Origin of the sequence: Polaribacter atrinae, from assembly GCF_038023995.1 — a bacterium.
Lineage (GTDB): Bacteria > Bacteroidota > Bacteroidia > Flavobacteriales > Flavobacteriaceae > Polaribacter > Polaribacter atrinae.
This window is the reverse complement of sequence record NZ_CP150660.1, coordinates 3,607,090-3,633,909: the sequence shown is the minus strand read 5'-3', so window position 1 is coordinate 3,633,909 and position 26,820 is coordinate 3,607,090. Positions and strand designations below refer to the sequence as shown.

The window sequence follows — 26,820 nt, the reverse complement described above, 5'->3', positions numbered from 1 at the left end:
CCTTATTTTTTAAACAAAACATCATGAATAAAATTCCTAGTGTAAATTTAGCAGACTTTTTATCTTCGGATGAAAACAAAAAACAACAATTTATTGATGAAATTGGTCATGCTTACGAAAACATAGGTTTTGTAGCTTTAAAAGGTCATTTTTTAGATGATAAACTTGTAGAAAGCTTATATACAGAAATTAAAAACTTTTTTGATTTACCTATAGAAATCAAAGAAAAATATGAAATTCCAGGTATTGGAGGACAACGTGGTTATGTTTCTTTTGGAAAAGAATCTGCAAAAGGAAAAAAGGAAGGCGATTTAAAAGAATTTTGGCATTTTGGTCAGTATGTAGATGCAGCTTCTAAATACGCCAAAGAATACCCAGAAAATGTAACCGTTAATGAATTGGCTAAATTTAATGCTGTTGGTAAAGAAACTTACCAAATGTTAGAAAAAACAGCTAAATACGTTTTGCGTTCTTTAGCCTTGCATTTAGGTTTAGAAGAAACCTACTTCGATAATTATATCAAAGGTGGAAATAGTATTCTACGCCCAATACATTACCCACCAATACAAACAGAACCTAAAGGAGCAGAAAGAGCAGCTGCACACGGAGACATTAATTTAATTACCTTATTAATGGGTGCACAAGGTAAAGGATTGCAAGTGCAAAACCACAAAGGAGATTGGATTGATGCCATGGCAGAACCAGATGAATTAATGATAAATGTTGGAGATATGTTATCTCGTCATAGCAATAACAAACTAAAATCTACCATTCACAGAGTTGTAAATCCACCAAAAGAAATGTGGGGAACATCACGATATTCAATTCCGTTTTTTATGCATCCAGTTTCTGATATGAAATTAGATGTTTTAGAAAACTGTATCGATGAAAACAACCCAAAACAATTTGAAGATATCACTGCTGGTGAATTCTTAGACGAAAGATTAAGAGAATTAGGATTAAAGAAATAAGTAAGCAGTTATCAGTCTTCAGTTGGCAGTAACAAGTTAACTGAAGACAGATAACAGAAGACTCAAGACTGATAAAAAATGGATTTCAAAGATCAATTAAAAAATTTATTTCCAGAACATATAGAAACTGTTCAACCTGTAAAAGAAAAATCGGATATTTGGTTACAAGATGACCCGATTATTTGCAAATACGAAAAACGTAAAGGAAAGCCTATTACTATTTTAGAAGGTTATACAGGCGCAACATCAGATTTTAAAAAACTTGCAAAAGAAATTAAAACAAAACTTTCTGTTGGCGGGAGCTTTAAAGATGATAAAATTATTATTCAAGGTGATTTTAGAGATCAAATAATGACCATGTTAAAAGACAAAGGCTTTAAAGTAAAGCGCGTAGGCGGATAAATTTTAGTACTCTTACAATAAATAATTACTGTAAACGTTATTAATAAATTATGAGCTCCTCTATACTACATATTACAAATGGAGATAGCACCACAAACTATCTTAAAAGACTTCATTTTTCTGGAGGTTTTATAACTTGGAGAGAAATGTTATGTGAAGGAAAAACTACCGTAGATGTAGGCAGTGAAACTTTCTGGAAAAACAGGTTCGACTTTTTAAAAACGTCCTATAATATTAGTAAAAGAAAGTTTGTAGATTTTACCTTAAAAGAATATAGAAATCTTTGTAGTAAAAAAGAATCTAAAGAAATAGTCTTATGGTTTGATCACGATTTGTTTTGTCTAATTAACATGATTGCTGTTATTAGCTGGCTAAAAACCTATAGAAAAGGCTACCATATTTCTTTAGTAACAAGTAGTAAAACTAAAGGAAGTAAAAAAATAAAAGGATTATCTGAACATACTGAAAATCAAATTCAGCAACTTTATAAAAACAGAATAGATTTATCTCAAGATGATATTGAGTATGCAGATTATATTTGGGAACTTTACTGCTCAGACAGTCCACTTAGATTAGAAACTGTTTATAAATTTAACCCAATGTCTCCTTTTACTTATTTAGTAGAAGCCTTAGAAGCACACTTAAAAAGATTTCCTTCCATTAAAAATGGATTAAACCAAATAGAAAATACAATTCTAGAAACTGCAAACTCTCATAAATTTACATCTAAAAACCAATTGGTACAACAATTACTAAAAACACAAACTACTTATGGTTTTGGAGATTTGCAATACGAACATCATACAGAACAACTTCAAAAATTATTTACGTCTTTCAATCCTGTTAAATTATCTAGAAAAGGAAAAAAAGTACTAGAAAACCAGCTAAATTTTTATGGCGAACTTCGCAATGAAAATTCGTATCTTGGTGGAGCAAAAAAATATAGTTTTCTATTCAATAATCAGTCAGAAAAACTGTTACAAATTACATCATAAATGTCTATAAAACAATCTGAACTTATCTTAAATCCAGATGGTAGTATTTATCATCTAAATTTAAGACCAGAACATATTGCCACAAATATAATTTTTGTTGGCGATCAAGATAGAGTCGATAAAATCTCAAAACATTTTGATTCTATTGAGTTTACTACCCAAAAACGCGAATTTAAAACAACAACAGGTACCTACAAGAACAAACAATTTACTGTTATTTCTACAGGTATCGGTCCAGATAATATAGATATTGTATTAAACGAATTGGACGCACTTGTAAACATCGATTTAAAAACAAGAAAACCAAAAGAGATTTTAACCTCTTTAAACATTGTAAGAATAGGAACTTCTGGTTCTTTGCATAATGATATTCCGGTAGATTCTTTTGTAATTGGTTCTCATGGTTTAGATTTAAATGGATTGCTACACTCCTACCAAATTGATGCCATTTCTAATACAGAAATTGAAGACGCATTTGTTAAACATACCAATTGGAGTGCAAAAAAATCATATCCTATTGTTATAGAAAATAGCAAAGAGTTAGAAAACAGATTAAAATCTGATAAAACGCATCAAGGTATCACAGCTACTGCAGGTGGTTTTTACGGTCCACAAGGTAGAATTTTACGTTTGGCACTACAAGACAATGAATTAAACCATAAAATTGATAGTTTTAGTTTTAACCAACATAGAATTACCAATCTAGAAATGGAAACCTCAGCTATTTATGGTTTATCTAAACTTCTAGGTCACAAAGCTTGTTCTATAAACGCAATTATTGCCAATAGAGCCAATGGATCTTTTAGCGAAAACCCAGGAAAAGTAGTAGCCGATTTAATAGAATATACACTTGAAAAATTAATTGAGTAGATGACAAATCTTACAATTGGCGGAGTTCCGGAGCATTTTAATTATCCTTGGTATTTAACTTTAAAAAATAAAGAATACAATAAACAAAATATCAATCTACGTTGGCAAGATTTCCCTGGCGGAACAGGTGCTATGTGTAAAGCTTTACGTGCTGGAGATGTAGATATTGCTATTGTTTTAACCGAAGGGATAATTAAAGATATTGCAGATGGAAATCCTTCTAAAATTGTACAAACTTTTGTAAAATCTCCTTTAATTTGGGGGATTCATGTAGGAGCAAAATCATCTTTTAAAAATATTTCAGACTTAGAACATGCAACCATTGCTATCAGCAGATTTGGTTCTGGTTCTCACTTAATGGCAATTGTAAATGCCTATAACCAAGGTTGGGATGTAGCTAATTTAAAATTTAAAGTAATTGGTAATTTACAAGGCGGAATTGATGCTTTAACCAACGGAGAAGCAGATTATTTTATGTGGGAACATTTTACCACAAAACCCTTGGTAGACGATGGTACTTTTAGATTAATAGACGACTGCCCTACTCCTTGGCCTTGCTTTGTAATTGCAGTTAGAGATGAAGTTTTAGAAAATAATTTTGAAGAAGTTAAAAAAGTTTTAGACATTATAAATGGTAAAACAAAAAACTTTAAACAAATTGATGCGATTAATAGAATTTTAGCCGAACGCTATGAACAGCAATTAGAAGACATTCAGCAATGGTTAAAAATTACCGAATGGAATGACGGAAAACCTATTTCTAAAAACATAATTACACGCATACAAAATAAAATGGTACAGTTTAAGGTTATTGAAAAGAAGAAAAATTCGAGCAATTTCATAAAAAATATGTACATTTAACACGAAAAACCATCACCAATGAAAAAAGTAGTATTTATTGCAGTTTGTATTTTAGGAATTCTTTGTTTTTCTTCTTGTAGAAGTACGTCTAAATCATGCGGTTTAGCAGACAACACAACAACTATTCAAACAACCTTAAAGCAAGTAGATTTAACTTAAAATCTATTTGTTTCTTAATTTCAAATTCAATGAATCCGCGTTTACTGCGGATTTTTTTTTGCCCTAAATAGCTATACCTCTTAATAATAAGCTAACTTTTAGTAAACTTTATCATAAAGTTTATCTTACCTTTTTTTCATTTTTATTTTACGTTTACAACACACGCTCTTTTTATGTTTGAAAGAACTTAGAAGTAAGACAATTGTTTGCGTATAAATTTAGAACATCGTTTTCTTTATAAACTTGTTTAGACAACAAACAATTCTTTTTCTTTTTATTAAAAAAAAAATGAAAAAACACAAAAAACGAAAGTTAGATTATGTTGTAATTTCAGACGTACATTTAGGCACTTATGGTTGCAGAGCAAAAGAATTATTAAATTATTTAAAAACCATTCAACCTAAAGTATTAATCCTAAATGGTGACATTATAGACATTTGGCAATTTAACAAACGTTATTTCCCAAAGTCTCACATGAATGTAATTAAACACATTACTTCTCTCCTTTCTAAAGGAACAACTATCTATTACATTACAGGAAACCACGATGAAATGTTACGAAAATTTAAAGGTTTTGAATTAGGGAACTTTAAAATTTTAAATAAACTCGTATTAAATATTGATGATAAAAAAGCATGGATTTTTCATGGAGATGTATTTGATATCACCATGCAGCATTCTAAATGGCTTGCCAAATTAGGAGGCAAAGGATACGATTTCTTAATTCTAATAAACACCTTTATAAATTGGATTAGTAAACTTCTTGGTTACGGCAAATTATCACTTTCTAAGAAGATAAAAAATGGTGTTAAAAGCGCTGTTAAGTTTATTGACGATTTTGAAAAAACGGCATCAGACATTGCTATTGAAAATGAGTATGATTATGTTATCTGCGGACATATTCATCAACCAGAAATTAGAGAAATTAAAAACCATAAAGGAAAAACAACCTACCTCAACTCTGGAGATTGGATTGAAAATTTAACTGCATTAGAATACAATAACCACCAATGGTGTTTGTATGAATATGCAAATGATGAAATAGCCCAAAACACCGAAAAGAAACTGAATAAGAAAGAATTAAAACTAGCAAACAAGGAAGCCAAAAATAATTTCCTTTTTGAAGAATTACTGAAAGAATTCGATATTCAAAAACCCTTAAAATAAATATTTATGAGAATCTTATATGCAATCCAAGGCACGGGAAATGGTCATTTAACAAGGGCTAAAGAAATTATACCAATACTTCAACAAAAAGGTGATTTAGATATTTTAGTTAGTGGAAATGAGAATAATTTAAACCTCGGTTTCGATATAAAATATAAACTTTACGGTTTAAATTTTATTTTTGGTAAAAAAGGAGGCATCGATTTTTGGACTAGCTATAAAAGAATGAAGCTATCTCGTTTTTATAAAGAAATTAAAAACTTACCTATAAAAAAATACGATTTAGTTGTAAACGATTTTGAACCTGTTTCTGCTTGGGCTGCAAAGCTAAATAATGTAAATATTATATCTTTAAGTCATCAAAATGCAGTATTAGATCCGGCTTCTCCCAAATACGGAAAATACAAAATTGAAAAATTAATTTTAAAACATTATGCTCCATCTAATCTTAGGTTTGGTTTTCATTTTAAACCTTACAGTTCAGCTACTTTTACTCCAATTATAAGAAAAAGTATTCGTGCTAAAAAAAACAGCAATAAAGGGCATATTACGGTCTATTTACCATCTTATAATGTTGCCAAAATTGTAAGTGTTTTATCTAGAATACCAATTGTAAAATGGCATATATTTTCTAAAGAAACCAAGCGATTAATTTTTAAAAAGAATATTACAATTTACCCAATAAACGAATTCGATTTTATAAAAAGTATGGCCTCTTCTTCTGGCGTGCTTTGTGGAGCTGGATTTGAAACGCCATCTGAGGCTTTATTTCTAAAGAAAAAATTAATGGTAATTCCCATGAAAAACCAATATGAGCAGCAATGTAATGCCTTAGCTTTAAAAGAAATGGGCGTTGCAGTTTTAAAAAAATTAAACAAAAAACAAGTTCTTAAAATTGCAAAATGGATTCAGAGTGATGTTCTTATACCTGTAGATTACCCAGACACAACTGAAGATATTTTAGATGCTATTTTATTACCTTATGAGAACCAAACTGTTCTACCTACCATTTTATCATAGGTTTTTGTAAGCTCTTTAAAACGGCATTGGTTTTAGAAAAATGCTTACTCCCAAACCAACCTCTCCAAGCTCCTAAAGGAGACGGATGTGGAGCTGTAAATACAGTATGTTTTTCTAAATTTATTAATTTCGTTTTACTTTCTGCAAATTTACCCCAAAGTAAAAAAACGATGTTTTCTTTTTCTTCGGAGATACTTTTAATGACAGCATCTGTAAAATCTTCCCATCCTTTTTTCTGATGACTTCCAGCTTCATGCGCTCTTACAGTTAAAGTAGCATTTAATAATAAAACTCCTTGTTTTGCCCATTTTTCTAAATTCCCACTTTCTGGAATTTCTTGGTCTAAATCCGTAGCAATTTCTTTAAAAATATTTTTTAAAGACGGAGGATGTTTTATATCGTCTTTTACAGAAAAACACAAACCATTTGCTTGCCCATCATCATGATAAGGATCTTGCCCAATAATAACCACTTTTAAATCATCAAAAGAACAAAAATCAAATGCTGCAAAAATATCCTCCTTTTTAGGAAAACATTGATGTGCTTTATATTCTGATGTTACAAATTCTGTTAATTCTTTAAAGTAGTTTTTATCAAACTCTGGTTGTAAAAGGTGCTGCCAACTTTTTGTTAGTATCATGTTCATACAAGCAAAAGTACTTCTTTTATTAGAATAAATTAAATAGACAATTCCTTTAACCAACCTCATACTTGCTTAAATGAAGTATTATAAACACCTATATATCAATACCTTTAATAAGGTTTACACAACTAATAAACAGTGTTTTGCCTAGGTATATTTTATAACAGTAGTAGTAATTTTGGAAAATAGTTAAGTCATATTATTACCACATTCTACTACATAATAAATCTATAATTATGAAAACAAGGTTACTCTTTTTTACTTTCTTTTTTTTAACGCTTATAGTTTACGCTCAATCTGAAAAAGAAAAACCTAAAGTTAATTTATCTGGGTCTATAGATTTACATTATGATATCTATGATTATTCCGAAGAAAACTACCCAACTTTTAGAGCAAGGTACCCAGAAGACCTTTTTAGATTAAATGCAAATGCTACTTTACAAATAGGAAAACACCTTTCCATTCCGTTTGGTATAAACATAACAAATCAAAGTACTTTATACAATCTACCATCTGTACCAAATGAAAACTTAATCGATTATATTAGTAATCCTAGAAATAATATTAGTATTCATCCTAAATACAAATGGATTCAATCTCATATTGGTACACATACACCAGATTACTCAGAATTATCTACTGGAGACATTAATATATTTGGAGGGGGAATAGACTTAAACCCCGGTAAATTTATCTTTTCGTTCAATTATGGTGTTTCTCAAAGAGCTATTGAAGAAAACACTATGTTTAACATTGTAGGTGCGTATGAGCAAAAAATAATTGCCGCAAGAATAGGATTTGGTAAAATAGAAGGTTCTAAATTTACTATTAATATTGTAAAAATTAAAGACGATGTTAATTCACTTTTAAGTACACCCATAGACGCAAAACCAATTGAAGGAATATCACTATCTCCCTTAGTTGAAGTGAAATTTGGAAAAAAAATCTTCTTTAAAACAGAAACAGCAGTATCTGTTTTTACAAGTGATTTATTAAATAGTTTTGATATAGATAATGATATTGTAGATTCTTTTAAAGATATTATTAAAATTAATGCTTCTAGTAAAGGTGATTTTTCTCACGTATCTTCTTTAGAGTGGAAATCAAAAAAATTGACTTTAGGTGGTGAGGTAAAATATATAGGTCCAGGATTTGTACCTGCTGGTTTTAGAAATATAGAAAAAGATATTTTAGACTACAAGTTTAAAACTACTGTTAAACTATTTAAAGGAAAGACAAACATTAATGCAATGTTTGGTATTAGAACCAATAACCTACAAAACACTACACTTCAAAGTACTAAAAGAATTATAAGTAATGTAAATATTTTCTCTCAAATTAGTAAATCGTTCTCTTTTAATACAAGCTATGCTAATTTTGGGTTTAACAATAATATATCAGAAGATCTATTAAGAATAGAAATGGTCAATAATTCTTTTAGCTTATCTCCTACTTACCGTTTTGATACAGAAAAATTTAATCATCAAATAGGTGCAAATGCAAACTTTAATAGTTTTGATCAATTTGATACTACTACTGCTGTCTTTATTGCTTCAAAATCTAAAAGTTACAGCTTAAACTATAATTTATTATTTAAAGAAATCCCTTTAAATATAAATACAATGTTACTTAATTTAAAAAATGAAACTCCTGTTAGTGATTTTATAATGACAAATTACATCACAACAATTAGTTATAAATTATTTGATAAAAAAGTAACGCCTTCCTTATCCTTAAATCTAGCGAGTATTAAAAATCAAGGTTTTACAAAAGATAAGAGAGTAAGTACTCGCTTTAAATTTGACTACAAAATAAACAAAAAATTAAAATTTAGATTCTCATATAGATTTAACAAATATACTTATGGAAGCACCAGACCAAATGCTTTAACCAAAGAGAATAGAATACAACTTTCATTATTAAAAAAATTCTAAGATGACCTATCCTAAAAACATAATTTTTATACTGGTGTTATTTGTTTCAATAGCCCTTAATGCCCAAATACAAGTAAATTTAAATGTCAGCTCTAACCCCACTCCAGAATTATTTGAATGGGCAAATAGAACAGATTTAGCAATTTTAACGGTTACTAATTCTGATGAACGACTTATTGGTACGGATTATAAAATAAAAGTAAAAGTATCTTTAGATAATGAGTTGGTTCTAGAAACGAATATGGGGGTAATGACTCAAAAACTACCACTTGGCTCACAAACCTTTTTAGCTGATGAAATAATACCGTATGATGCTATTAATTTTAAAAATAATAGTTTTAAAAATAAAATGATTCAAACAGGGCTTTTACCTGCAGGAGTGTACACATTTTGTGTTTCTCTAATAGATCTTAATGGTAAAACAATTTCTACTCCTGCAGAAGTATGTAGAACAATGCTTATTACAGCCTACCAATTACCAGAACTTCTTTTTCCTATTGATAATTTTTCTATTACAGCAAGCTTAGCTCCTACTATTTTATTTACTTGGTCTCCTGTATCGCCTACTCCACCTGCACAACTAGGTGTTAAATATATAATTGCAATTACAGAAGTACAACCCGGACAATCTGTTTCTCAAGCATTTCATGTTAATTATCCAATTATTGAGGAAGAAGTTATTGGGCGTACTCAATTTAATTGGCCTTTAGATTTAAATACTCCAGATGAAACCACACAGTATGTTTGGAGTATAAAACCAGTAACTTTTAATGACAATCCTTATAAATCAGGAGTAAATGGTTTTTCTTATATAGAAACTTTTACGTTAAAAGTTGAAGATAAAAATATAGAAATAGAAGAAGAACAAGTAGATAGTACTTCACTTTCAGAAGAAACAGAAAATGCTGTTTTACTTATCGATGAAAAAGCAGATATTAATGAAATGACAGAACGCATAGTAAGCTTAACAACCAATACTAAAAGTGATAATTCATTATCCATAAAAGAACAAAACATAAATTATGCAACTATTAAGGATATTTCTCAAAAATTAGTCTTGATTAAAAATAAGAATGCAGAAAATAATATCAGCGAAAAAGAAAAAAAAGAACAATTAGCAGATATAAAAGCAATGGCTGAAAGTTTGGTAAACTTAACCATAAAAAGCAACCCCGAAGAAATTATCAAAAAAGACAAACTCGCTGACATAAAAGCGATGGCAGAAGAGTTAGTGAATTTAACAGTTAAAAATTAAGACATGAAAAAACTTTATATACTCGTAGTGTTTTTATTTCTTATTCTAAACACAAAAGCCCAATTACAAGTTTCGTTAAATGTAGATTCAAACCCAACACCAGAAATTTCTGAATGGGTAAACCGTACCAATTTAGCAATACTTACCGTTACCAATACAGATCCAGATTGGGAACCTGATTATAAGATTAAAGTAGAAATGTATAAGGATGGTAATAAAATGTTTGAAACAAATAACAATGTTATTACACAAACTTTAGAACTAGGAACCGTTACTTTTCTTGCCGATGAAATTATTCCTTATAATGCTATTAATTTTACAAATAATAGTTTTGAGCAAACGGTTTTGCAAACAGGAATGCTTCCTGCTGGCGAATACTCGTTTTGTTTAAGTCTAATTCATGTAGATACCGGCTTACCTTTAACAAGTTCTCCTACAAGTCCTATTTGTCAACCAATGATAATGACGGCATACCAAATGCCAGAACTTATAAATCCTATTAGTAATGTTAATTTCGATTCTCAATTAGTACCTACAATTACTTTTAATTGGACACCTGTAACACCTATGCCACCTGCAGATTTAGGTGTTAAATACATTATTGCAATATCTGAGGTTTATAGCGGTCAATCTTCCGCAACTCAAGCCTTTCATATAAACACACCAATTATAGAAGAAGAAATTCTTGTTGGAACACAATTTACATGGCCATCAGATATTGATGCACCCGATGAACTTACACAATATGTTTGGAGTGTAAAAGCGTTATCCACATCAAATGATAATCAATATCAACAGGGCGTTAACGGCTTTGTACCTCCACAAACTTTTACAATAACTCCCGCAGCAGATCAAACGGTTGAAGATTGTGAATGTGATACGTACAATTTAACACAACCTGTTGTAGAAATCGTGCAGTTAGAATCGAACAATTATCCCAGAAAATTGAGTCTAACCAATGTAACTCAATTAAGAGATTATTTAATTAATTGTCAATCTCTCTATAGCGATAATTCTGAAAATTATACCATAGAAGCAACCATAAATTGGGGAGAAGATCACGCTTCTGAATCTATTTTAGGAAACAATGCTTTTGAGCACTTGTACAACACCAATACTCATGAAATTCCTGAAGAAATTTGTATCAATTACACCATAAATCCAATGCCAGGTATTAGTGGCGGACAATGTGTTAGACAATTTTGTATAGATGTTCCAGAAAACTTATTAAACCTAAACACAAGCGATACAGACACAGATGTTATTGCAGTTGGAGAGAGTATTCATGCAGGTCAAAATCATGAGTTTGAAGTAAAAGTAACCGAAGTCGCCATAGATAGCGCTACTAATAAAATTACAGGAAAAGGAAATGTTTATGTAAATTGGTTAGGCGCTAGAGTTGCTGTAAAATTTAATGCGATAACGTTAGACACAAATAAAAATTTATTAACAGGAAACATTCTTGGAGAAATTTATGATGCTCCTGCACCTGTTTATCCACAGGCATGGGGTGAAGAAATTATAGCAAATAACAATACTGCAAATAATGTAGCTACCTCTGTAGCTAATTGGGGGAATGATGTTGTAGGAGATGTAATTGACTGGACAAATAACACCTCAGGTGATGCTGTAGAATGGATCAACAATACTGCAGGAACCTCAATAGATGCTCCTACTATAGATCCACAAGCTCCAATTCCTGATGGTCCTTTAACCGATAATACGGAGCCTGTAAAACTCCCCTTAGGTGTTAATTATGCAAATGGAGATCAATTTGCAATTACTGAAATAGTATTTCGTAGTAATTTATCTGAATTTAATTTAGTAGCCGCTAAAAATACACCTCCAAGTTGGCAAGCACCAGGAGAAGATCCTCAATTAATTGGTTTTAAAGCAGTAAATGTTAAATTCCATCCAGATTCAGTTGAAACACCGCCAGAAAGATTAGAGTTGGTAGAAAATGTTAATATAGGTAATATGAATAATAAAGTAACTTTTACTTTTATTAGTCCTGCTAATTCTTCAAATGGTTGTTATATAGAATGGGATGAAAATGGTTTTTCTGAAATTGGAATAGAATTAGTAAGTTCTTTTACAAGAGATTGGTTTATTCCTGTACCAGATGACGGCACTTCTAGATCTAAAGCTAGTTTTGTAGGAACTATACAAGATTGGGATGCGTTTGTTTTAACAGGTAATTTAGAAAAATCTGAATTAGTTGACTCACAAGGAATGACTATTATGGCTGGTAATATTTCAATTGATTTATCAGACACATTAAACCCTATTAGTTTACAAACTGCAAGTGATTTTCCAGAGAATTATACAGGAGAAAACACCATGCTTTTTAGAGGTTTTCATATGGAAGAACTTACCGTAGGAATGCCAGATTCTTGGCAAACAAATAATGATGGAACCCCTACACTTTCTGTATATGACATGATTATTAATGACACTGGGGTAACTTTAGTAGCAGAAGCTACAAATGTTGCTGCCTTTAGAGGAGCTAATGTTGCCGATTTAATTGCGAGTATAGATACTGTACATGTAGATATAAGAAGTAGTTCTTTTCATGATGCGTATGTTAAAGGTAAAATAGGTTTGCCAATTAGTAAAGCAGATTCCATTCAAAACCCACTTAAATACAATGCTTTATTTTCAACAGCAACACAAACACCTTCATTTCAATTAACCATAGAACCCACCGGACCTATCAATGCATCATTAATGAAAGGTACTATGGAACTAGATCAAACATCTAATATTGTAGCCTATGTAGATAAAAACAAAAAAACATTTCAATCAACTTTAAATGGAAATTTTGTTTGGGACGATGTAAAATTAGGCCCGGTAAAACATATAAATATGAATTTAGGTTTCCAAGGTCTAGAAATGAATTACAACTCTAGTCTTACCAATAAATTTAATTTTAATGTAGGTTCTTGGGCATTTGCAAGTCCTCAAAAATTTATGTCAAATTTTCCTGTAACTATAGAAAATATAGATTTTAATGAAAAAACAAGCACGGGCAATCAACTTATACATGGAGACTTAAATTTTGATGTTATTTTTAATTTAACAGAAGATATTGGAGGACAAAGCAAAATGGCTGTAGAAATGGCTATAGAAGATAACCCAGGAGGCTCTGGAGTTGGAAAATTTAAGCCAAAATACATCAGCACTGGTATTGATGATATTTCTATTTATGCGCATCTTCCTGCTGTTTCTATAGACGGAACACTAGCGTTTAGAAATGATCATCCTGTTTACGGAAACGGTTTTAAAGGAACTTTAAATGCATCCTTTAAAACACCAAGTATTGGCATCACTGCATTGGCAGAATTTGGAAATACCAATTATTTAAACAATGGAGCTACATATAGATATTGGCGTGTAGAAGCAGCTGCTAAATTTTCTGCAGGAATTCCGTTTTTACCTGGAGTTGCATTTTATGGCTTTGGAGGTGGTGCTTATAAAAATATGGAAGGAGCATTGGTAGCAAGTAGCGGATCAACACCAGCACATTATTCATTTTCACCGAAAAAAGGAAACCTTGGTTTTCAAGTTGAAGCAACAATTGGAGCCGCAGCAAAAGTAGAGTCTTTTAATGCAGATGTGGGCTTAAATGGTCAATTTTCATCTTCTGATGGATTGATAAATATTGGTTTTACCGGAGATTTTTATATAGGAGGCCCTTTATTACCTCAAACAGAAAGAGACAAAGCACAAGTAAAAGGTAATGTAATTGTTGATTACAACTTTCCTAACAAACATTTCTTTATGAATGTAGATGCTTCGGTAGACACGGACGTAATTAGTACTCCATATCCAGCAAATTTAAATGTGGATATTAATGGAACAACAAACAAATGGCATTTTAAATTTGGACAACCCTCTGCTTTAAATACCGTAGAAGTTTTTGGAATTTCATTATATGAATATTTAACTTTTGGTAACAATATAGAAACACCTTCTGGTTTTACACAAACCTTTAAGAATGGTTGGGCAAGTGTCTGGAATGGAGATCAACCAGGAATCCCTGTTGGTTCTGGAGTAGATAACAATTCGGCACTTGGAAAAGGATTTGCTTTTGGTGTTGGTTTTCAATTCGATAAAAATTTAAATCAAAATTTAATTAATGGCTACTCCGTAAATTTAGATGTAGCTGCCGGTGCAGAATTAAATTTAAGTATGATTCAAAAAACAGGAATAAACTGTAAAGATTCTAGTAAAGAATTTGGATTAAATGGTTGGCGTGCAGGAGGCTCTGTTGGTTTTTATGGAGCTGTAGATGCCTATGTATCTAAAAACTCTAAACGTTGGGATTTACTTAATGTAAAAGCTGGTGGCTGGCTAGAAGGCAAATTTCCTGGGCCTACGTATGTTGCAGGAGAAGTTAGAGGACAAGCTAAAATCGGACGCATAAAAACATGGATTCATTTACTTGGAGATTGTAAAAAAGATGGTGGTGCTTACCATCTAAGACATTCCTTACAATGGACAGCATGTACTCATTATCAATACCATTATCTTGTTAATAAAAGCTTTGAAAAACAATTTGATTGGGGAACCGATTGCAACGGAACAGACCCAACGTCTAACCAAATATTTACACAACAAGATGCTGCCGCAGACCAAGCACAAAGACTTATTACATATATTAAACCAGATCCTAGTAGTTTAATATATAACTACGAAATCACAAAACCTATTTCAATAAAATATGGTTTAACGCCAGATGAAGAATTTGATGTTGGAGAACAACAAAGTACAGGAGCTGTGGTTACCAGAATATTTAAACTAGAACGTCAAGTAAAAATGTATGTTGATGAACAAGATAATGGAGTTTATGTAGAAATACCTAAAAACACTCAATTATTACAACCTAATAGAAAAACATTAATAATGTCTAATAATAACCTAGGAGAAGAACTGTATACTATTGATTTTATAAATATTAATGAGAACATTAATATGCAAACACAAATAGCAAACCCTATAATAGACAATAACCAACCAAATTCTATTAACAATATGCAAATGGCTGCAGTAACAAGTACTGGTTCTATCTTAAATGCGGGGGTATTTTCTAGTAATACTTTACAAAATAAACAAACAGCTACGGTAGTTCGTTTTCCTGCAGCCCCTACAGATTCTGGATCAGCAACATCTAACACAGAACTCGATAATGAAGAAGAAGGTGAAACTGGTACTGCAAATTATGGAACTTTACCTCCGGCAGCTGCCCCACTTGTAAATAATCTCGATTTAAATAAAACCTATAAAATTATTATAACAGCAACTTTAAAAGAAAAAATAAATAACATTTGGGTAAATGCTAAAAAATCTGACAATAGTAGTGTAACTGAAACCAAAGAGAAACTATTTAGAACAGGTCCAATAAAACAAATTGAAGCCTCTAAAGCAGACGTCTCTTTAACTAAAGAGCAAACTACACCAAACAACACAAACACTCCAAAAACAGTTGTTTTCACAAAAAAGAAGGTCTCTCCTATTGCAAAGAAAGTAATAATTGAGAATAAAAAAATCTTAGAAAAAAATAAAGCTAAGAAAAAGTCTGATAAAAGTAAAAAACGTGTTAGTAAGTAAAAAATATAAAAATGAAACACATACAAAAATACATCGTATTACTATTAATCTTGTTCATGTACATGCCTTATATTGCTCAAGAAAAAGCTAAAATAACCCCTTCTAGTAATATAAATATTGTTGACAGATATAAAGACAATGCCCTAGAACTTATTTACTTTCCTGATAAAAACAAAGCATTGTATCAAGGGTTAAAAAAAGGTTTTTTGGTTGAAAGAGCAGAGTTAAATGATTCTATTTTCTCTCTTGAAGAATTAAAGTTCAAAAAATTAGATGAGGTTTTTCCTTATACAGAAGAGAACTGGAAAAAGGCACTTGCAACTAGCAATGAAGAAGAAAAGAAAAACTTAAATCTTGCAAAAGAATTTTATGATAACCGAGAGGTTGAGACAGGAGGACAATTTTCTTTTGACAAAGGAATTAAAGAAATGAAAGAACAAAAATTTAAAGAAGATTTTGCCTATTTACTTTTTGTTATGAATGCTATAAAAGACAACAAAGTTGCTAAAGCACTAGGGCTATCTTATACTGATAAAACAGCCGAATTAAACAAAAAATACGTGTATCGTATCTCATTAAATGAAGCCATTGATGGTTATAGCGTTAAAGAAGCCTTATCTGTAATTGAAATAAAAAAAGAAGAAGAAACTATTAACAGAGAAATATTTGTAAAAACTTGGGATAGTAAACTCACCTTTATCTGGGAAGAAAATGACATGGTATCTGGTGCATTTATTGAAAGAAAAAACAATGTAACTGGTGTTTTTGAATTGTTAAATAAAAATCCTGTTTTAAACTCTTCTGCAAACTCTGTAAGAAATAGTTATACCGACAGCAATCTAACTAATTACACAACCTACGAATATCAATTTTATGGAATGAATCCTTTTGGTGAAAAAGTGTATTTTGGGAAAGCCAAAGGAATGCCGAGAGATTTAACACCTCCTGTAAATCCTTCCATTACAATGGCTAAACATGTAAAACCTGAAGAGATAAAAATAGCATGGAAAATGCAAATAGAACAACCAGATTTAAAAGGTTTTGTGGTTGCTCGATCAGAAAAAAATAAAGGGAATTTTCAACTTTTGCATTCTAAATTACTTCCAAAAAACATAAAAAGTTATACCGATAAAACCTTTAACAAAGAAAAAGACAATTATTATGTTGTTCAAGCAATAGATACCGCAGGAAATATCAGCTCTTCTAGTCCTTATTTAGTAACAATAATAGACTCTATTCCTCCATTAAAACCAAAATTTATTTCAGGTAAAATAGATTCATTGGGTGTTGTCACCATCGATATAGACTTAAATAAAGAACGAGATTTAATGGGGTATCGTTTGTATAGATCTAATAGCGCAGAACATGAATTTTCTGTAATTAACGAAGGGTTTCATGAAAAGGATACTATCTTTACAAAAGCTCAAAACATTTTTAAAGATACAGTTACCATTAATTCATTAACTCCTTATATTTATTATAAAATTAAAGCATTAGACTACAATTTCAATCAATCTGAATATTCAGATATTCTTAAAGTAAAACGACCAGATATTATACCACCAACAACTCCTGTTTTCAAAAAAGTAAAAGTTGGTAAAGATAATATTGAGCTCTCTTTTGTTTTAAGTAAAAGTGAAGATGTTGCAAACCATTATTTATACAGAAAATTAAAAATAGATGCCAATTGGGAATTACTTGCAAACATAGAAAACAATGCTACAAAATATAAAGACGAAAAATTAAAACAAGGAGCAAAATACTATTACTCCCTTAGAGCAAAAGATGATAGTGAATTGTTTTCTGAATACGCAAATCCTGTTTATGGAAAGCCTTATGATGACGGCCTTAGAGATCCCGTTACAAACTTAACTATATTAAAAAATAAAGAAGCAATAACCCTAAAGTGGGATTATAAAAAAATAAATAAAAATACTTTTTTTGTTATTTACAAAAAAAATAAAAAAGGGAATTTAGTTCAATATAAAAGCATTACCGAATTAAACTATATTGAAAATTTTAAGAATGAAAAAACGGTAGAATATGCAGTAAAAGCTTTTACCAAAGACGGTGGACAATCTAAGATTAGTGAAACAGTATCAATTACTAAAGATTGATAAAATTAAAATCACATTCATTCTTTACTTTATAAGTTATAAAGCTATACACATAAAACTCCATATCCTTAAAAACGATATGGAGTTTTTCTTTCCTTTAATCAAAAGCAGCTTTGTTTTAATGAACTCAAAGACTCCATAAATGTCTCGTTACAGATCAAATAAATCTAAATATATTCAAATAAAGTGATTTTATCTTATGTCAAGTTTAAATAAAACTACTAAATATTAAAATTAAGAAAATGTATCCAGAACTATTAGAATATCAAAATATTACTATTTACACCTATGCATTCTGTATTGCTTTTGGAACTTTATTAGCTGTTTTATATACAAAATGGCAAGCTAAAAAAACATTAGATCTTATTTTACCCAATACCTTTTTCTATTTAATTTTTATAGCTGGTTTTGTTGGTGGAAAACTATTTTTATTTTTTGAAAGACCAATTTATTATTTACAAAATCCAAAAAGTATATTTAATATTTTTTCTGGTGGATTTGTTTTTTATGGGTCTTTTATCTGCATAATCGTCGTTACTATTTGGTTCTTAAAAAAAAATAAAATAGCTATTTTACCTATAATAGACATACTAGCTATTACTACAACAATTGTGCATGCTATTGGAAGAATGGGGTGTTTTTTTGCAGGTTGTTGTTACGGAAAGCCTACACATTCTTATTTCGGAATTAGTTTTCCAACTACAAATTCTGTAACGGTACATCCAACTCAATTATATGAAGTAATCTCTATTTTAATCATTATGAGTTTGCTTTTTGTGATTAAAAAAAACAAGAAATTTGATGGACAAGTATTTTTTTCTTATGTAATACTATATGCAATTGCAAGAAGTGTATTAGAGTTTTTTAGAGGAGATTTAAGAGGATTTATTATTCAAAACTACATATCACACTCTCAATTTATTGCATTTATTTTTATAAGCATAACGGCTTATTTATATCTCAAATTAAAATCAAAAAAAATAACTATTTAAACTAAAAATCATGAAAAAATTAATTGTAAATACTATTATACCAATAGCACTTCTAATATCTGCTATTTTTATTATTGGAGCAGGTTGTTCTCCTGGATTAGTAGGTGACTTAGAAAACAGTGTTTGGTTTAAAGATGCAGATGGTGATGGTTATGGTTTAACAGGTAATTCTATATTGCAAAACGAACAACCTGAAGGATATGTATTGGATGATACAGATTGCGATGATACTAATGCTGATGTATACCCTGGTGCAGCAGAAATACCAGATAATGATATAGATGAAGATTGTAACGGAAAATTTGCCTACACTTTTTATGTAGATAAAGATAGCGATGGTTTTGGGAGCGATACAAAAATTATTATTGAAATTGATAACAATACCAATGCGCCAGACAATTATTCTTGGTTTGCAGGAGATTGTAATGACGATGATTCCGAGATACATCCAAAAGCTGTAGAAATACCTAAAAATGGAATTGATGATAACTGCGATGGTATTACAGACATTATCGAATACTATATAGATGAAGACGGAGACGGCTATGGTTCAGAAAAGATCTCGCCAACAGAGGGTGTTACTAATAATTTAGATTGTGATGATAGCAACGCTGAAATTCACCCGTATACAAGAGAAATTTTAAACGATAAAATTGATAGTAATTGTAACGGTGAAGACAATACATAATAGAGCTACTTTTAGAAAATAATTTAGACTTAAAAAAACTCATTAAAGTTCAAGCAAAACAAATATTCTTCTAAAAAAAGTTATTGTAAATTAGTAATCTATAACCACATTTGAAAAAGGGAAATTAGAATTGTAATGTTAAAACTCCATATCACTTTATTTATAATTATGTTATGGAGTTTTTCCTATTCTCAACAATTCACAAATATTACTGTTAAAGAAGGTTTACCTAGTAACCATGTTTATAAAACAATACAAGATGCTAATGGTTTTATTTGGTTTGCAACAGACAAAGGTTTAGTAAAATACAATGGTAATACTTTAAAAACTTTTACTACTAGAAATGGTTTATCTACAAATGATATTTGGGGAATGCATCCCACACCAGATGGCAAATTATGGTATTTATCCAAAACTTCTAAATTAGGATATATAGAAAACGATAGTGTCTATGCTTTTGAGAGTGAATTAAAAAATGAAATTTTTACACCTAACTACACCAGTCAAATAGGTAATAAAATTATTCTAACAAGTAATTCTAGGTCGCATCATTTAATAAATAATAAATGGACTTTATTACATGTAAATAATTCATTAAAAAACAAGCCATCATTATACATTAAACATCCAACTATTACTGCTTTCGAAACAGGTACCGCCCTAGATACAATTAAAGTAATCTACAAAAACGGACAAATAAAAAAAGTAGCCAACCTTAAAAGCATTTTAACTTCTATTCATTATCGAGGACAAATAACAGATAATTTGTTTTATTGGACAACAGACAAAGAATATTCAATTTTAAATTTAAATACGTTAAAACTTTATAAGCGTAATTTTAAAGATGAAATAGGTATTGAAAAATCACAACATACTAGAGTAAATTTTATAAATAATCAAATACAAATAGCTGGTAGAGGTTTTGTAGGTATCCTAGATGCTAATTTTCATATTACAAAAACATTTTTAATACCTAAAAAATTAGATGCACATTTTGCAATGATTGATAAAACCGAAACTATTTGGATTGCAACATTTTTAAATGGAATTTATCAACTTAACAAAGTTAAAAAAAATATTAAATATGCCTTTGAACATGAAAAGGTTTATAAAACAAACAATCTAAACGGAGCCATTATTGCAAACGTTTATAACCAAGGTTTTTTTAAATATGATACAGATAAAAAAACATTCTCACCTTACGTTAAAGAAACAGAATACTTATTTAGTTCCATATATTTAGACAGTCTAAAAACAGAGTTTTTTATTTCTGAAAACAAAATTAAACGACTAAGAGAGAACCAAAAAAAAGAAGTTTTTGATTTTTCAAATTCTCCATATTACAGTAATCAAATTGGTAGAAAACTGGTATACCTTAATGGTTACATCTATGGTCATTATTCCGGAGGAATAAATAAAATTAATCAACAAGATTTAAGTATTATTAAAAGTTACATGCAACGAGGCATCAATGACTTAATTGTTTTTAATCAACAAATTTTAATCGCAACTACAAATGGTTTGAAAAAATTTAAAAATGAAATTATAAGTGAAGTTTCTTTTAATCAACAAAAATTTTCAAAATCTATTTTAAGTATAACAAAGGTTTCTAAAACAGATTTGTTACTAAATACAGATGGTTTTGGGTCTTTTATTACCAATTTAAATGAAATATATCAATTACCTAAATCAGAGTTTTTAATTGTCAACAATGCTTTTGTAGAAAATAAAAACATTTGGTTAGCCACCAATTCTGGTATTTTAAAATATGTATTGAGTAATAATACATATATTTTAGAAAAAGAAATAGTCTTAGCCAATGGCCTCCCTTCTCTACAAGTAAATGACATTTATATTTATAAAAACGACATTATTGTAAGTACAAATAATGGTATTGCTATTTTACCAAAAAAGCAAGAAACACCTTACCAATTGTTAGATATTTACATAGATAAACTAAGCTACAATAACCAAGTTGTAACTCAAGATAATCATGCTTTTAAATACTCTGAAAACAATAATGTTAGCATTGCAGTTTCTAGCATCGATTTTTCTGAAAACAATACCAACTTTAGTTATAACTACAAATTAGAACCACTTCAAAACAATTGGCAAACTACAGAAACTACTCTTATTAATTTCAATAATTTACAGCCTAATAAATATGTTTTTAAAATTGAATCACAAAATTTTAAAAAGAAAATTGAATTTACCATATCTCCTTTATGGTATCAAACCCTTTGGTTTAAAAGTATTGTCCTTTTAACTTTAATCACTTTATTTTTTAGAACTGTTTGGTATTTAAGTAAACGAAGCCAACAACAAAAAAGTAAAAAACTTTTTCAAGAAAAACAACTTTCTGAGATTCAATTAAAGGCACTTCGCTCTCAAATGAATCCTCATTTTGTATTCAATTCTTTAGCTGCAATACAATATTTTATTAATGAAAATAATTTTGAAGCATCAGAAAAATATTTAGTTAAATTCTCTAAACTAATTAGACGCTTTTTCGAACTTTCTAAAGAAAATACCATTTCATTAACAGAAGAAATTAAACTACTTACCAATTATTTAGAAATTGAAAAACTACGCTTTAGAGAACAATTAGAATACAAAATTAATATAGATGACCTTCTAGAAACCAACAAAACGAAAATACCTACCATGCTATTGCAGCCTATTGTAGAAAATGCTGTTAACCATGGAATATTTAATAAATTTGAGACAGGCACAGTTACCATCAATTTTAAAAAAATTGATACTTTAACCTATAAAGTTTTAATTATTGATGACGGTGTTGGTTTTGTAAACACAAAATCAAAAAGTAAAAAAGTAAAATCTTCTAACGTTTTACAACAACGTTTAACGTATTTAAATACCTTAGAAGAATGGAAAATAACGTATTTTACAAAAGAATTACACCCTAAAAATGATGAAAAAGGAAACATATCTACCTTTATAATTAAAAGCAAATAAAATGAGTACAATTACTGCCATTATAGTTGATGATGAAATTTCTAACCTTAAAGGATTGGAAAAAAAGATGGCTAATTTGTTTCCAGATATAGCCATAATTGGTACCTACCAAAAACCAGAAGAAGCAATTGTAAGTATCGAAAAACAACAGCCAGATATTTTATTTTTAGATGTAGAAATGCCTAGAATTGATGGTTTTGAATTGTTGTCTAAACTAAGAGAAATTAACTTTCAAGTAATTTTTGTTACCGCATTTAGTGAATATGCTATAGAAGCTTTTAAGAAATGTGCTATTGGTTATGTTTTAAAACCAATAGATGACGATGATCTTATAAAAGCAGTGGACAAAGCAAAAGAAAATATCTCCTTAATACACGAAAACGATAAAAATGCAAACCTTTTAAAATTTATTTCAGAGACAAACTCCAACTCTAATAAATTAATTATACCAACCATTAAAGGTGTTTCTTTTATTCCACAAAAAGAAGTGATACATATAGAAGGCTTTGATGGTTACACCAAGATTCATCTTATAGACAACACAGAAATTGTAAGCTCTTATAATATAGGTAAATACGAAAAAATGATGAATAATTTATTTTACAAATGCCATAAATCTCATATTATAAACCTAGAAAAAGTGCGTCATTTCGAAAATGAAGGATATATTATCTTAGAGAACAAAAAAAGAGTGCCAGTTTCTAAAACCAAACGAAAAGAATTTATAGATTTGTGTTCGCAATAAAATCGATTTTTTTTGAATAATAACATATCATCCAAGACATTACAAGATTTAGAATTTTCAACAGTTTTACAGCATGTTGCAGAGTATTGCATCTCTGGTTTAGGTAAAGAAAAAGTTACTGAAATTGAGCCTATCGTTAATAAAAAAGCACTTTTTAAAGAGTTGTATTTGGTTAACGAATACGTTTCTTCTTTTGAAAGTGAAAACAGAGTACCTAACCATAGTTTCGATAATATTACAGAAAATGTAAAACGATTAGCTATAGAAAATAGTTTTGTAGAAACAGATGCTTTTCTAAAAATTGCCACTACTTCTTTAACTGTAAACGAATTGATTAAGTTTTTTAAGAAATTTAATGTGCAATTCCCAACTTTCTTCGAACTTTCACAGGAAATTGAATTCACCACTTTTATAGATGATGAAATAAAGAAAATTATTGATATTTCTGGTGAAGTAAAAAACAACGCTTCAGATTCTTTAAGGCAAATAAGAAAAGATATAAATAATGTTCGTGGTAAAATTGGAGCAAGTTTTTCTAGTGCCTTGTCTAAATCTATATCTGCTGGTTATTTAGATGATATTAAAGAAACCGTTGTAGACAATCAAAGAGTTTTAGCCGTTTCTGCAATGCACAGAAAAAAGGTTGCTGGTAGTTTATTAGGTTCTTCAAAATCAGGTAACATCGTTTATATTGCGCCACAAGCAACACTTGCGTACTCTAGAGAATATCAAAATTTAATTTATGATGAAAAGCAAGAAATTGTAAAAATTTTACGAGCATTATCAGCTACCGTTCGTCCGTATGTATATTTATTAGAAGAATATCTTTCTTTTTTAATCCATATTGATGTTGTGGGTGCAAAAGCAAAGTATGCTAATGAAATGAATGCTGTTTTGCCAAAAATTTCTAGGGAGAAAAAAATATTTTTCAAAAATGCGTATCATCCCATTTTATGGAGAAAAAATAAAAAACAAGATTTACATACCGTTTCTCAAAGTATAGAACTGAATGAAAAACAGCAAATTATTGTTATTTCTGGTCCCAATGCCGGTGGAAAAAGTATCACTTTAAAAACTATTGGTCTATTGCAAATTATGTTGCAAAGTGGAATTTTAATTCCTGTTGATGAACGCAGTCAAACTTATATTTTTGATACAGTTTTAACAGATATTGGAGACAATCAATCTATAGAAAACCAATTAAGCACCTATAGTTATCGTTTAAAAAACATGCGTAACTTTTTACGTAAATGTGGAGAAAACACCTTGTTTTTAATTGATGAATTTGGTACAGGTTCTGACCCTGAATTAGGGGGGGCTTTGGCAGAAATTTTCTTAGAGGAATTTTATTATAAAAAAGCATTCGGAATTATAACCACCCACTACTCTAACTTAAAAGTTTTAGCAAACGAATTAGAGAATGTTACCAACGCAAATATGCAATTTGATGAGCGTACTTTAGAACCTTTGTATCGCTTATTTGTGGGGCAAGCAGGTAGTTCTTTTACGTTTGAGGTTGCTCAGAAAAACGGAATTCCGTTTAGTATTATCAACAAAGCCAAAAAGCGTGTAGAAACAGAAAAAGTACGTTTAGATAGAACAATTTCTAAACTACAAAAAGAGCGTAATAGGTTACAAAAGCATTCTGATAATTTAGAAAAACAAAAATCGAAAGGACAAGAACATCTAGATAATTTACAAGAAAAAGAGCAAAAAGTACAAGATAAACTATCTGGGTTTCAAGAATTATACGACCAAAACCAAAGGATGCTTACTTTAGGTAGAAAAACAAACGAGCTACTTAATAAATATTTTCAAACCAACAATAAAAAAGAATTAAATACTAATTTTAATAAATGGGTTGCAGACCTAAAGGTTAAGCAAGTAATGAAAACTCCTTTAGCACCTAAAACAAAAGCTCAGAAACAAAAAGCTAAAGTTGCCGAAAAACAACAGCAAGAGATTATTAAAAAAGTAGAAAAGGAAGTATTAGAAAAAGTAGTAGAGGTTAGAAAAGAAAAGAAAATAGAGGCCGCAAAAATAGCCAAAGAGAAATCTGAATATATTTATCAAATTAATGATAGTGTAAAAGTTATTGGCTCTAATTCTGTAGGAACTATTGATATGATAGACAAGAAAAAAGTAACTATTAATTATGGTTTCTTTACCACAAAAACAACTACAGATAAATTAGAATTGGTAAAAAGAGCTAAAAAAACAAAATAATAACATACATTTAAAAACTAAAAAAGGTTCGCAATTTGCGAACCTTTTTTTAATTATATCTAAACTAGCAAATACTAGATATTTGCTGCTAACCAGTCTCCTACTTCTTTAGTGCCGTAAGCTTTTCCTCCGTCTGCTAAGTCTTCAGTAACAAAACCAGCATCTAAAGCTTTATTTACAGCTGCTCTAATTGCTTTTCCTTCTTCTTGTAAGCCAAAGTTTTCAAACATCATTGCTGCAGATAAAACCGTAGCCATTGGGTTTGCAATATTTAATCCTGTTGCTTGTGGGTAAGAACCATGTATTGGCTCAAATAAAGCATTTTCAGTTCCTACAGAAGCCGATGGCATTAATCCCATAGAACCAGAAATTACAGAAGCTTCATCTGTTAAAATATCTCCGAATAAGTTTTCTGTAATTAATACATCATAACTATTTGGCCATTGTACCAAACGCATTGCAACTGCATCTACAAATTCATAAGAAACCTCAACTTCTGGATAATCTTTTTCCATTGCTTGTACAGTTTCTCTCCATAATCTTGATGTTTCTAAAACGTTTGCTTTATCTACACAACATAATTTTTTACCACGAGTCATAGCCAACTCAAAACCTTTTATAGCTAATCTTTGAACCTCAGCTCTTGTATATACACAGTTATCAAATGCAGTTTCTCCTTCATCTCTTCTACCTTTTTCTCCAAAGTAAATACCACCAGTTAATTCACGTAAAAAAACCAAATCAGTTCCTTCTATTCTTTCTCTTTTTAAAGGAGATTTATCTAATAAAGATGGAAATGTAAAGGTTGGTCTTACATTGGCAAATAAACCTAATTTCTTACGCATTTTTAACAACCCCTGTTCTGGACGAACCGTTGCAGAAGGATCATTATCATACTTAGGATGCCCAATTGCACCAAATAAAACAGCATCTGAAGCGACACAAATATCATGTGTTGCATCTGGATAAGGTTCACCAACTGCATCAATTGCAGCAGCACCTGTTAAAGCTGGTTTCCAAGTAATTTCGTGGTTAAATTTGGTAGCAATTGCATCAGATACTTTTACTGCTTGGTCAATTACTTCAGGTCCTATTCCGTCTCCTGCTAATAATGCGATATTTAATTTCATTGTTTTATTTTTTATTTTTTGTCATTGCGAGATACGAAGCAATCTCTTTAATAATTAAA

The 26,820-nt window shown here is 30.0% G+C and carries 19 protein-coding genes; 17 read left to right on the top strand and 2 right to left on the bottom strand.

Annotated features, from left to right (window positions below; genetic code table 11):
- Positions 1 to 23 precede the first annotated feature (23 nt).
- The 8 genes from WG945_RS15795 (at position 24) to WG945_RS15760 (ending at position 6,445) form a co-directional block, all read left to right on the top strand.
- A complete protein-coding gene (locus WG945_RS15795; RefSeq protein WP_068450200.1) occupies positions 24 to 971 on the top strand; it encodes an isopenicillin N synthase family dioxygenase in 948 nt (315 codons plus the stop codon).
- A 78-nt stretch (positions 972 to 1,049) separates the two neighbouring features.
- Positions 1,050 to 1,373 carry a translation initiation factor gene (locus WG945_RS15790; protein WP_068450198.1) on the top strand — a complete coding sequence of 108 codons (324 nt, stop codon included), beginning with the start codon at positions 1,050 to 1,052 and terminating at the stop codon, positions 1,371 to 1,373.
- A 50-nt stretch (positions 1,374 to 1,423) separates the two neighbouring features.
- Positions 1,424 to 2,368, top strand: a complete 945-nt coding sequence (locus WG945_RS15785; protein ID WP_068450195.1) for a DUF1835 domain-containing protein — start codon at positions 1,424 to 1,426, stop codon at positions 2,366 to 2,368.
- Complete coding sequence (locus WG945_RS15780) at positions 2,369 to 3,238, top strand: nucleoside phosphorylase (RefSeq protein WP_068450193.1); 870 nt, start codon at positions 2,369 to 2,371, stop codon at positions 3,236 to 3,238.
- Entirely contained in the window at positions 3,239 to 4,099 is an 861-nt protein-coding gene (locus WG945_RS15775) for a substrate-binding domain-containing protein (RefSeq protein ID WP_068450191.1), read from the top strand. It abuts the gene before it with no gap.
- An 18-nt stretch (positions 4,100 to 4,117) separates the two neighbouring features.
- The gene (locus tag WG945_RS15770; protein ID WP_157603647.1) at positions 4,118 to 4,258 is read left to right on the top strand and encodes a hypothetical protein; all 141 of its coding nucleotides are present in this window, start codon (positions 4,118 to 4,120) and stop codon (positions 4,256 to 4,258) included.
- 288 nt (positions 4,259 to 4,546) lie between these two features.
- Positions 4,547 to 5,425: a UDP-2,3-diacylglucosamine diphosphatase gene (locus WG945_RS15765; protein ID WP_068450271.1), complete on the top strand. Its 879-nt coding sequence runs from the start codon at positions 4,547 to 4,549 to the stop codon at positions 5,423 to 5,425.
- Positions 5,426 to 5,431: 6 nt separating this feature from the next.
- Positions 5,432 to 6,445 carry a glycosyltransferase family protein gene (locus tag WG945_RS15760; RefSeq protein WP_068450189.1) on the top strand — a complete coding sequence of 338 codons (1,014 nt, stop codon included), beginning with the start codon at positions 5,432 to 5,434 and terminating at the stop codon, positions 6,443 to 6,445.
- Here WG945_RS15760 and WG945_RS15755 read toward each other — a convergent pair.
- Positions 6,429 to 7,091 carry a uracil-DNA glycosylase gene (locus tag WG945_RS15755; RefSeq protein ID WP_068450269.1) on the bottom strand — a complete coding sequence of 221 codons (663 nt, stop codon included), beginning with the start codon at positions 7,089 to 7,091 and terminating at the stop codon, positions 6,429 to 6,431. The genes WG945_RS15760 and WG945_RS15755 overlap by 17 nt on opposite strands.
- A 233-nt stretch (positions 7,092 to 7,324) precedes the next feature.
- Here WG945_RS15755 and WG945_RS15750 point away from each other — a divergent pair, with 233 nt between their 5' ends.
- The 9 genes from WG945_RS15750 to WG945_RS15710 all read left to right on the top strand — a co-directional run bounded on the left by WG945_RS15750 (position 7,325) and on the right by WG945_RS15710 (position 25,631).
- Positions 7,325 to 9,022, top strand: coding sequence for a hypothetical protein (locus tag WG945_RS15750; RefSeq protein WP_068450188.1), 1,698 nt, complete (start codon positions 7,325 to 7,327; stop codon positions 9,020 to 9,022).
- Between the two features lies 1 nt (position 9,023).
- A complete protein-coding gene (locus WG945_RS15745; RefSeq protein WP_068450186.1) occupies positions 9,024 to 10,277 on the top strand; it encodes a hypothetical protein in 1,254 nt (417 codons plus the stop codon).
- Between the two features lie 3 nt (positions 10,278 to 10,280).
- Positions 10,281 to 15,887 (top strand): hypothetical protein, encoded by a 5,607-nt coding sequence (locus WG945_RS15740; RefSeq protein ID WP_068450184.1) that lies wholly within the window; start codon positions 10,281 to 10,283, stop codon positions 15,885 to 15,887.
- A gap of 11 nt (positions 15,888 to 15,898) precedes the next feature.
- Entirely contained in the window at positions 15,899 to 18,004 is a 2,106-nt protein-coding gene (locus tag WG945_RS15735; protein ID WP_157603645.1) for a fibronectin type III domain-containing protein, read from the top strand.
- Positions 18,005 to 18,246: 242 nt separating this feature from the next.
- A complete protein-coding gene (locus tag WG945_RS15730; protein ID WP_068450180.1) occupies positions 18,247 to 18,996 on the top strand; it encodes a prolipoprotein diacylglyceryl transferase in 750 nt (249 codons plus the stop codon).
- A 10-nt stretch (positions 18,997 to 19,006) separates the two neighbouring features.
- Positions 19,007 to 19,684: a putative metal-binding motif-containing protein gene (locus WG945_RS15725; protein ID WP_068450178.1), complete on the top strand. Its 678-nt coding sequence runs from the start codon at positions 19,007 to 19,009 to the stop codon at positions 19,682 to 19,684.
- Positions 19,685 to 19,819: 135 nt separating this feature from the next.
- The gene (locus tag WG945_RS15720; protein WP_082864244.1) at positions 19,820 to 22,660 is read left to right on the top strand and encodes a sensor histidine kinase; all 2,841 of its coding nucleotides are present in this window, start codon (positions 19,820 to 19,822) and stop codon (positions 22,658 to 22,660) included.
- A gap of 1 nt (position 22,661) precedes the next feature.
- Positions 22,662 to 23,405 (top strand): LytR/AlgR family response regulator transcription factor, encoded by a 744-nt coding sequence (locus tag WG945_RS15715; protein WP_068450176.1) that lies wholly within the window; start codon positions 22,662 to 22,664, stop codon positions 23,403 to 23,405.
- Between the two features lie 12 nt (positions 23,406 to 23,417).
- Positions 23,418 to 25,631, top strand: coding sequence for an endonuclease MutS2 (locus WG945_RS15710; RefSeq protein WP_068450174.1), 2,214 nt, complete (start codon positions 23,418 to 23,420; stop codon positions 25,629 to 25,631).
- A 74-nt stretch (positions 25,632 to 25,705) separates the two neighbouring features.
- On the opposite strand, the gene leuB is transcribed toward WG945_RS15710, so the two are convergent.
- Positions 25,706 to 26,761: a 3-isopropylmalate dehydrogenase gene (gene leuB, locus WG945_RS15705; protein WP_068450172.1), complete on the bottom strand. Its 1,056-nt coding sequence runs from the start codon at positions 26,759 to 26,761 to the stop codon at positions 25,706 to 25,708.
- Positions 26,762 to 26,820: the final 59 nt, after the last annotated feature.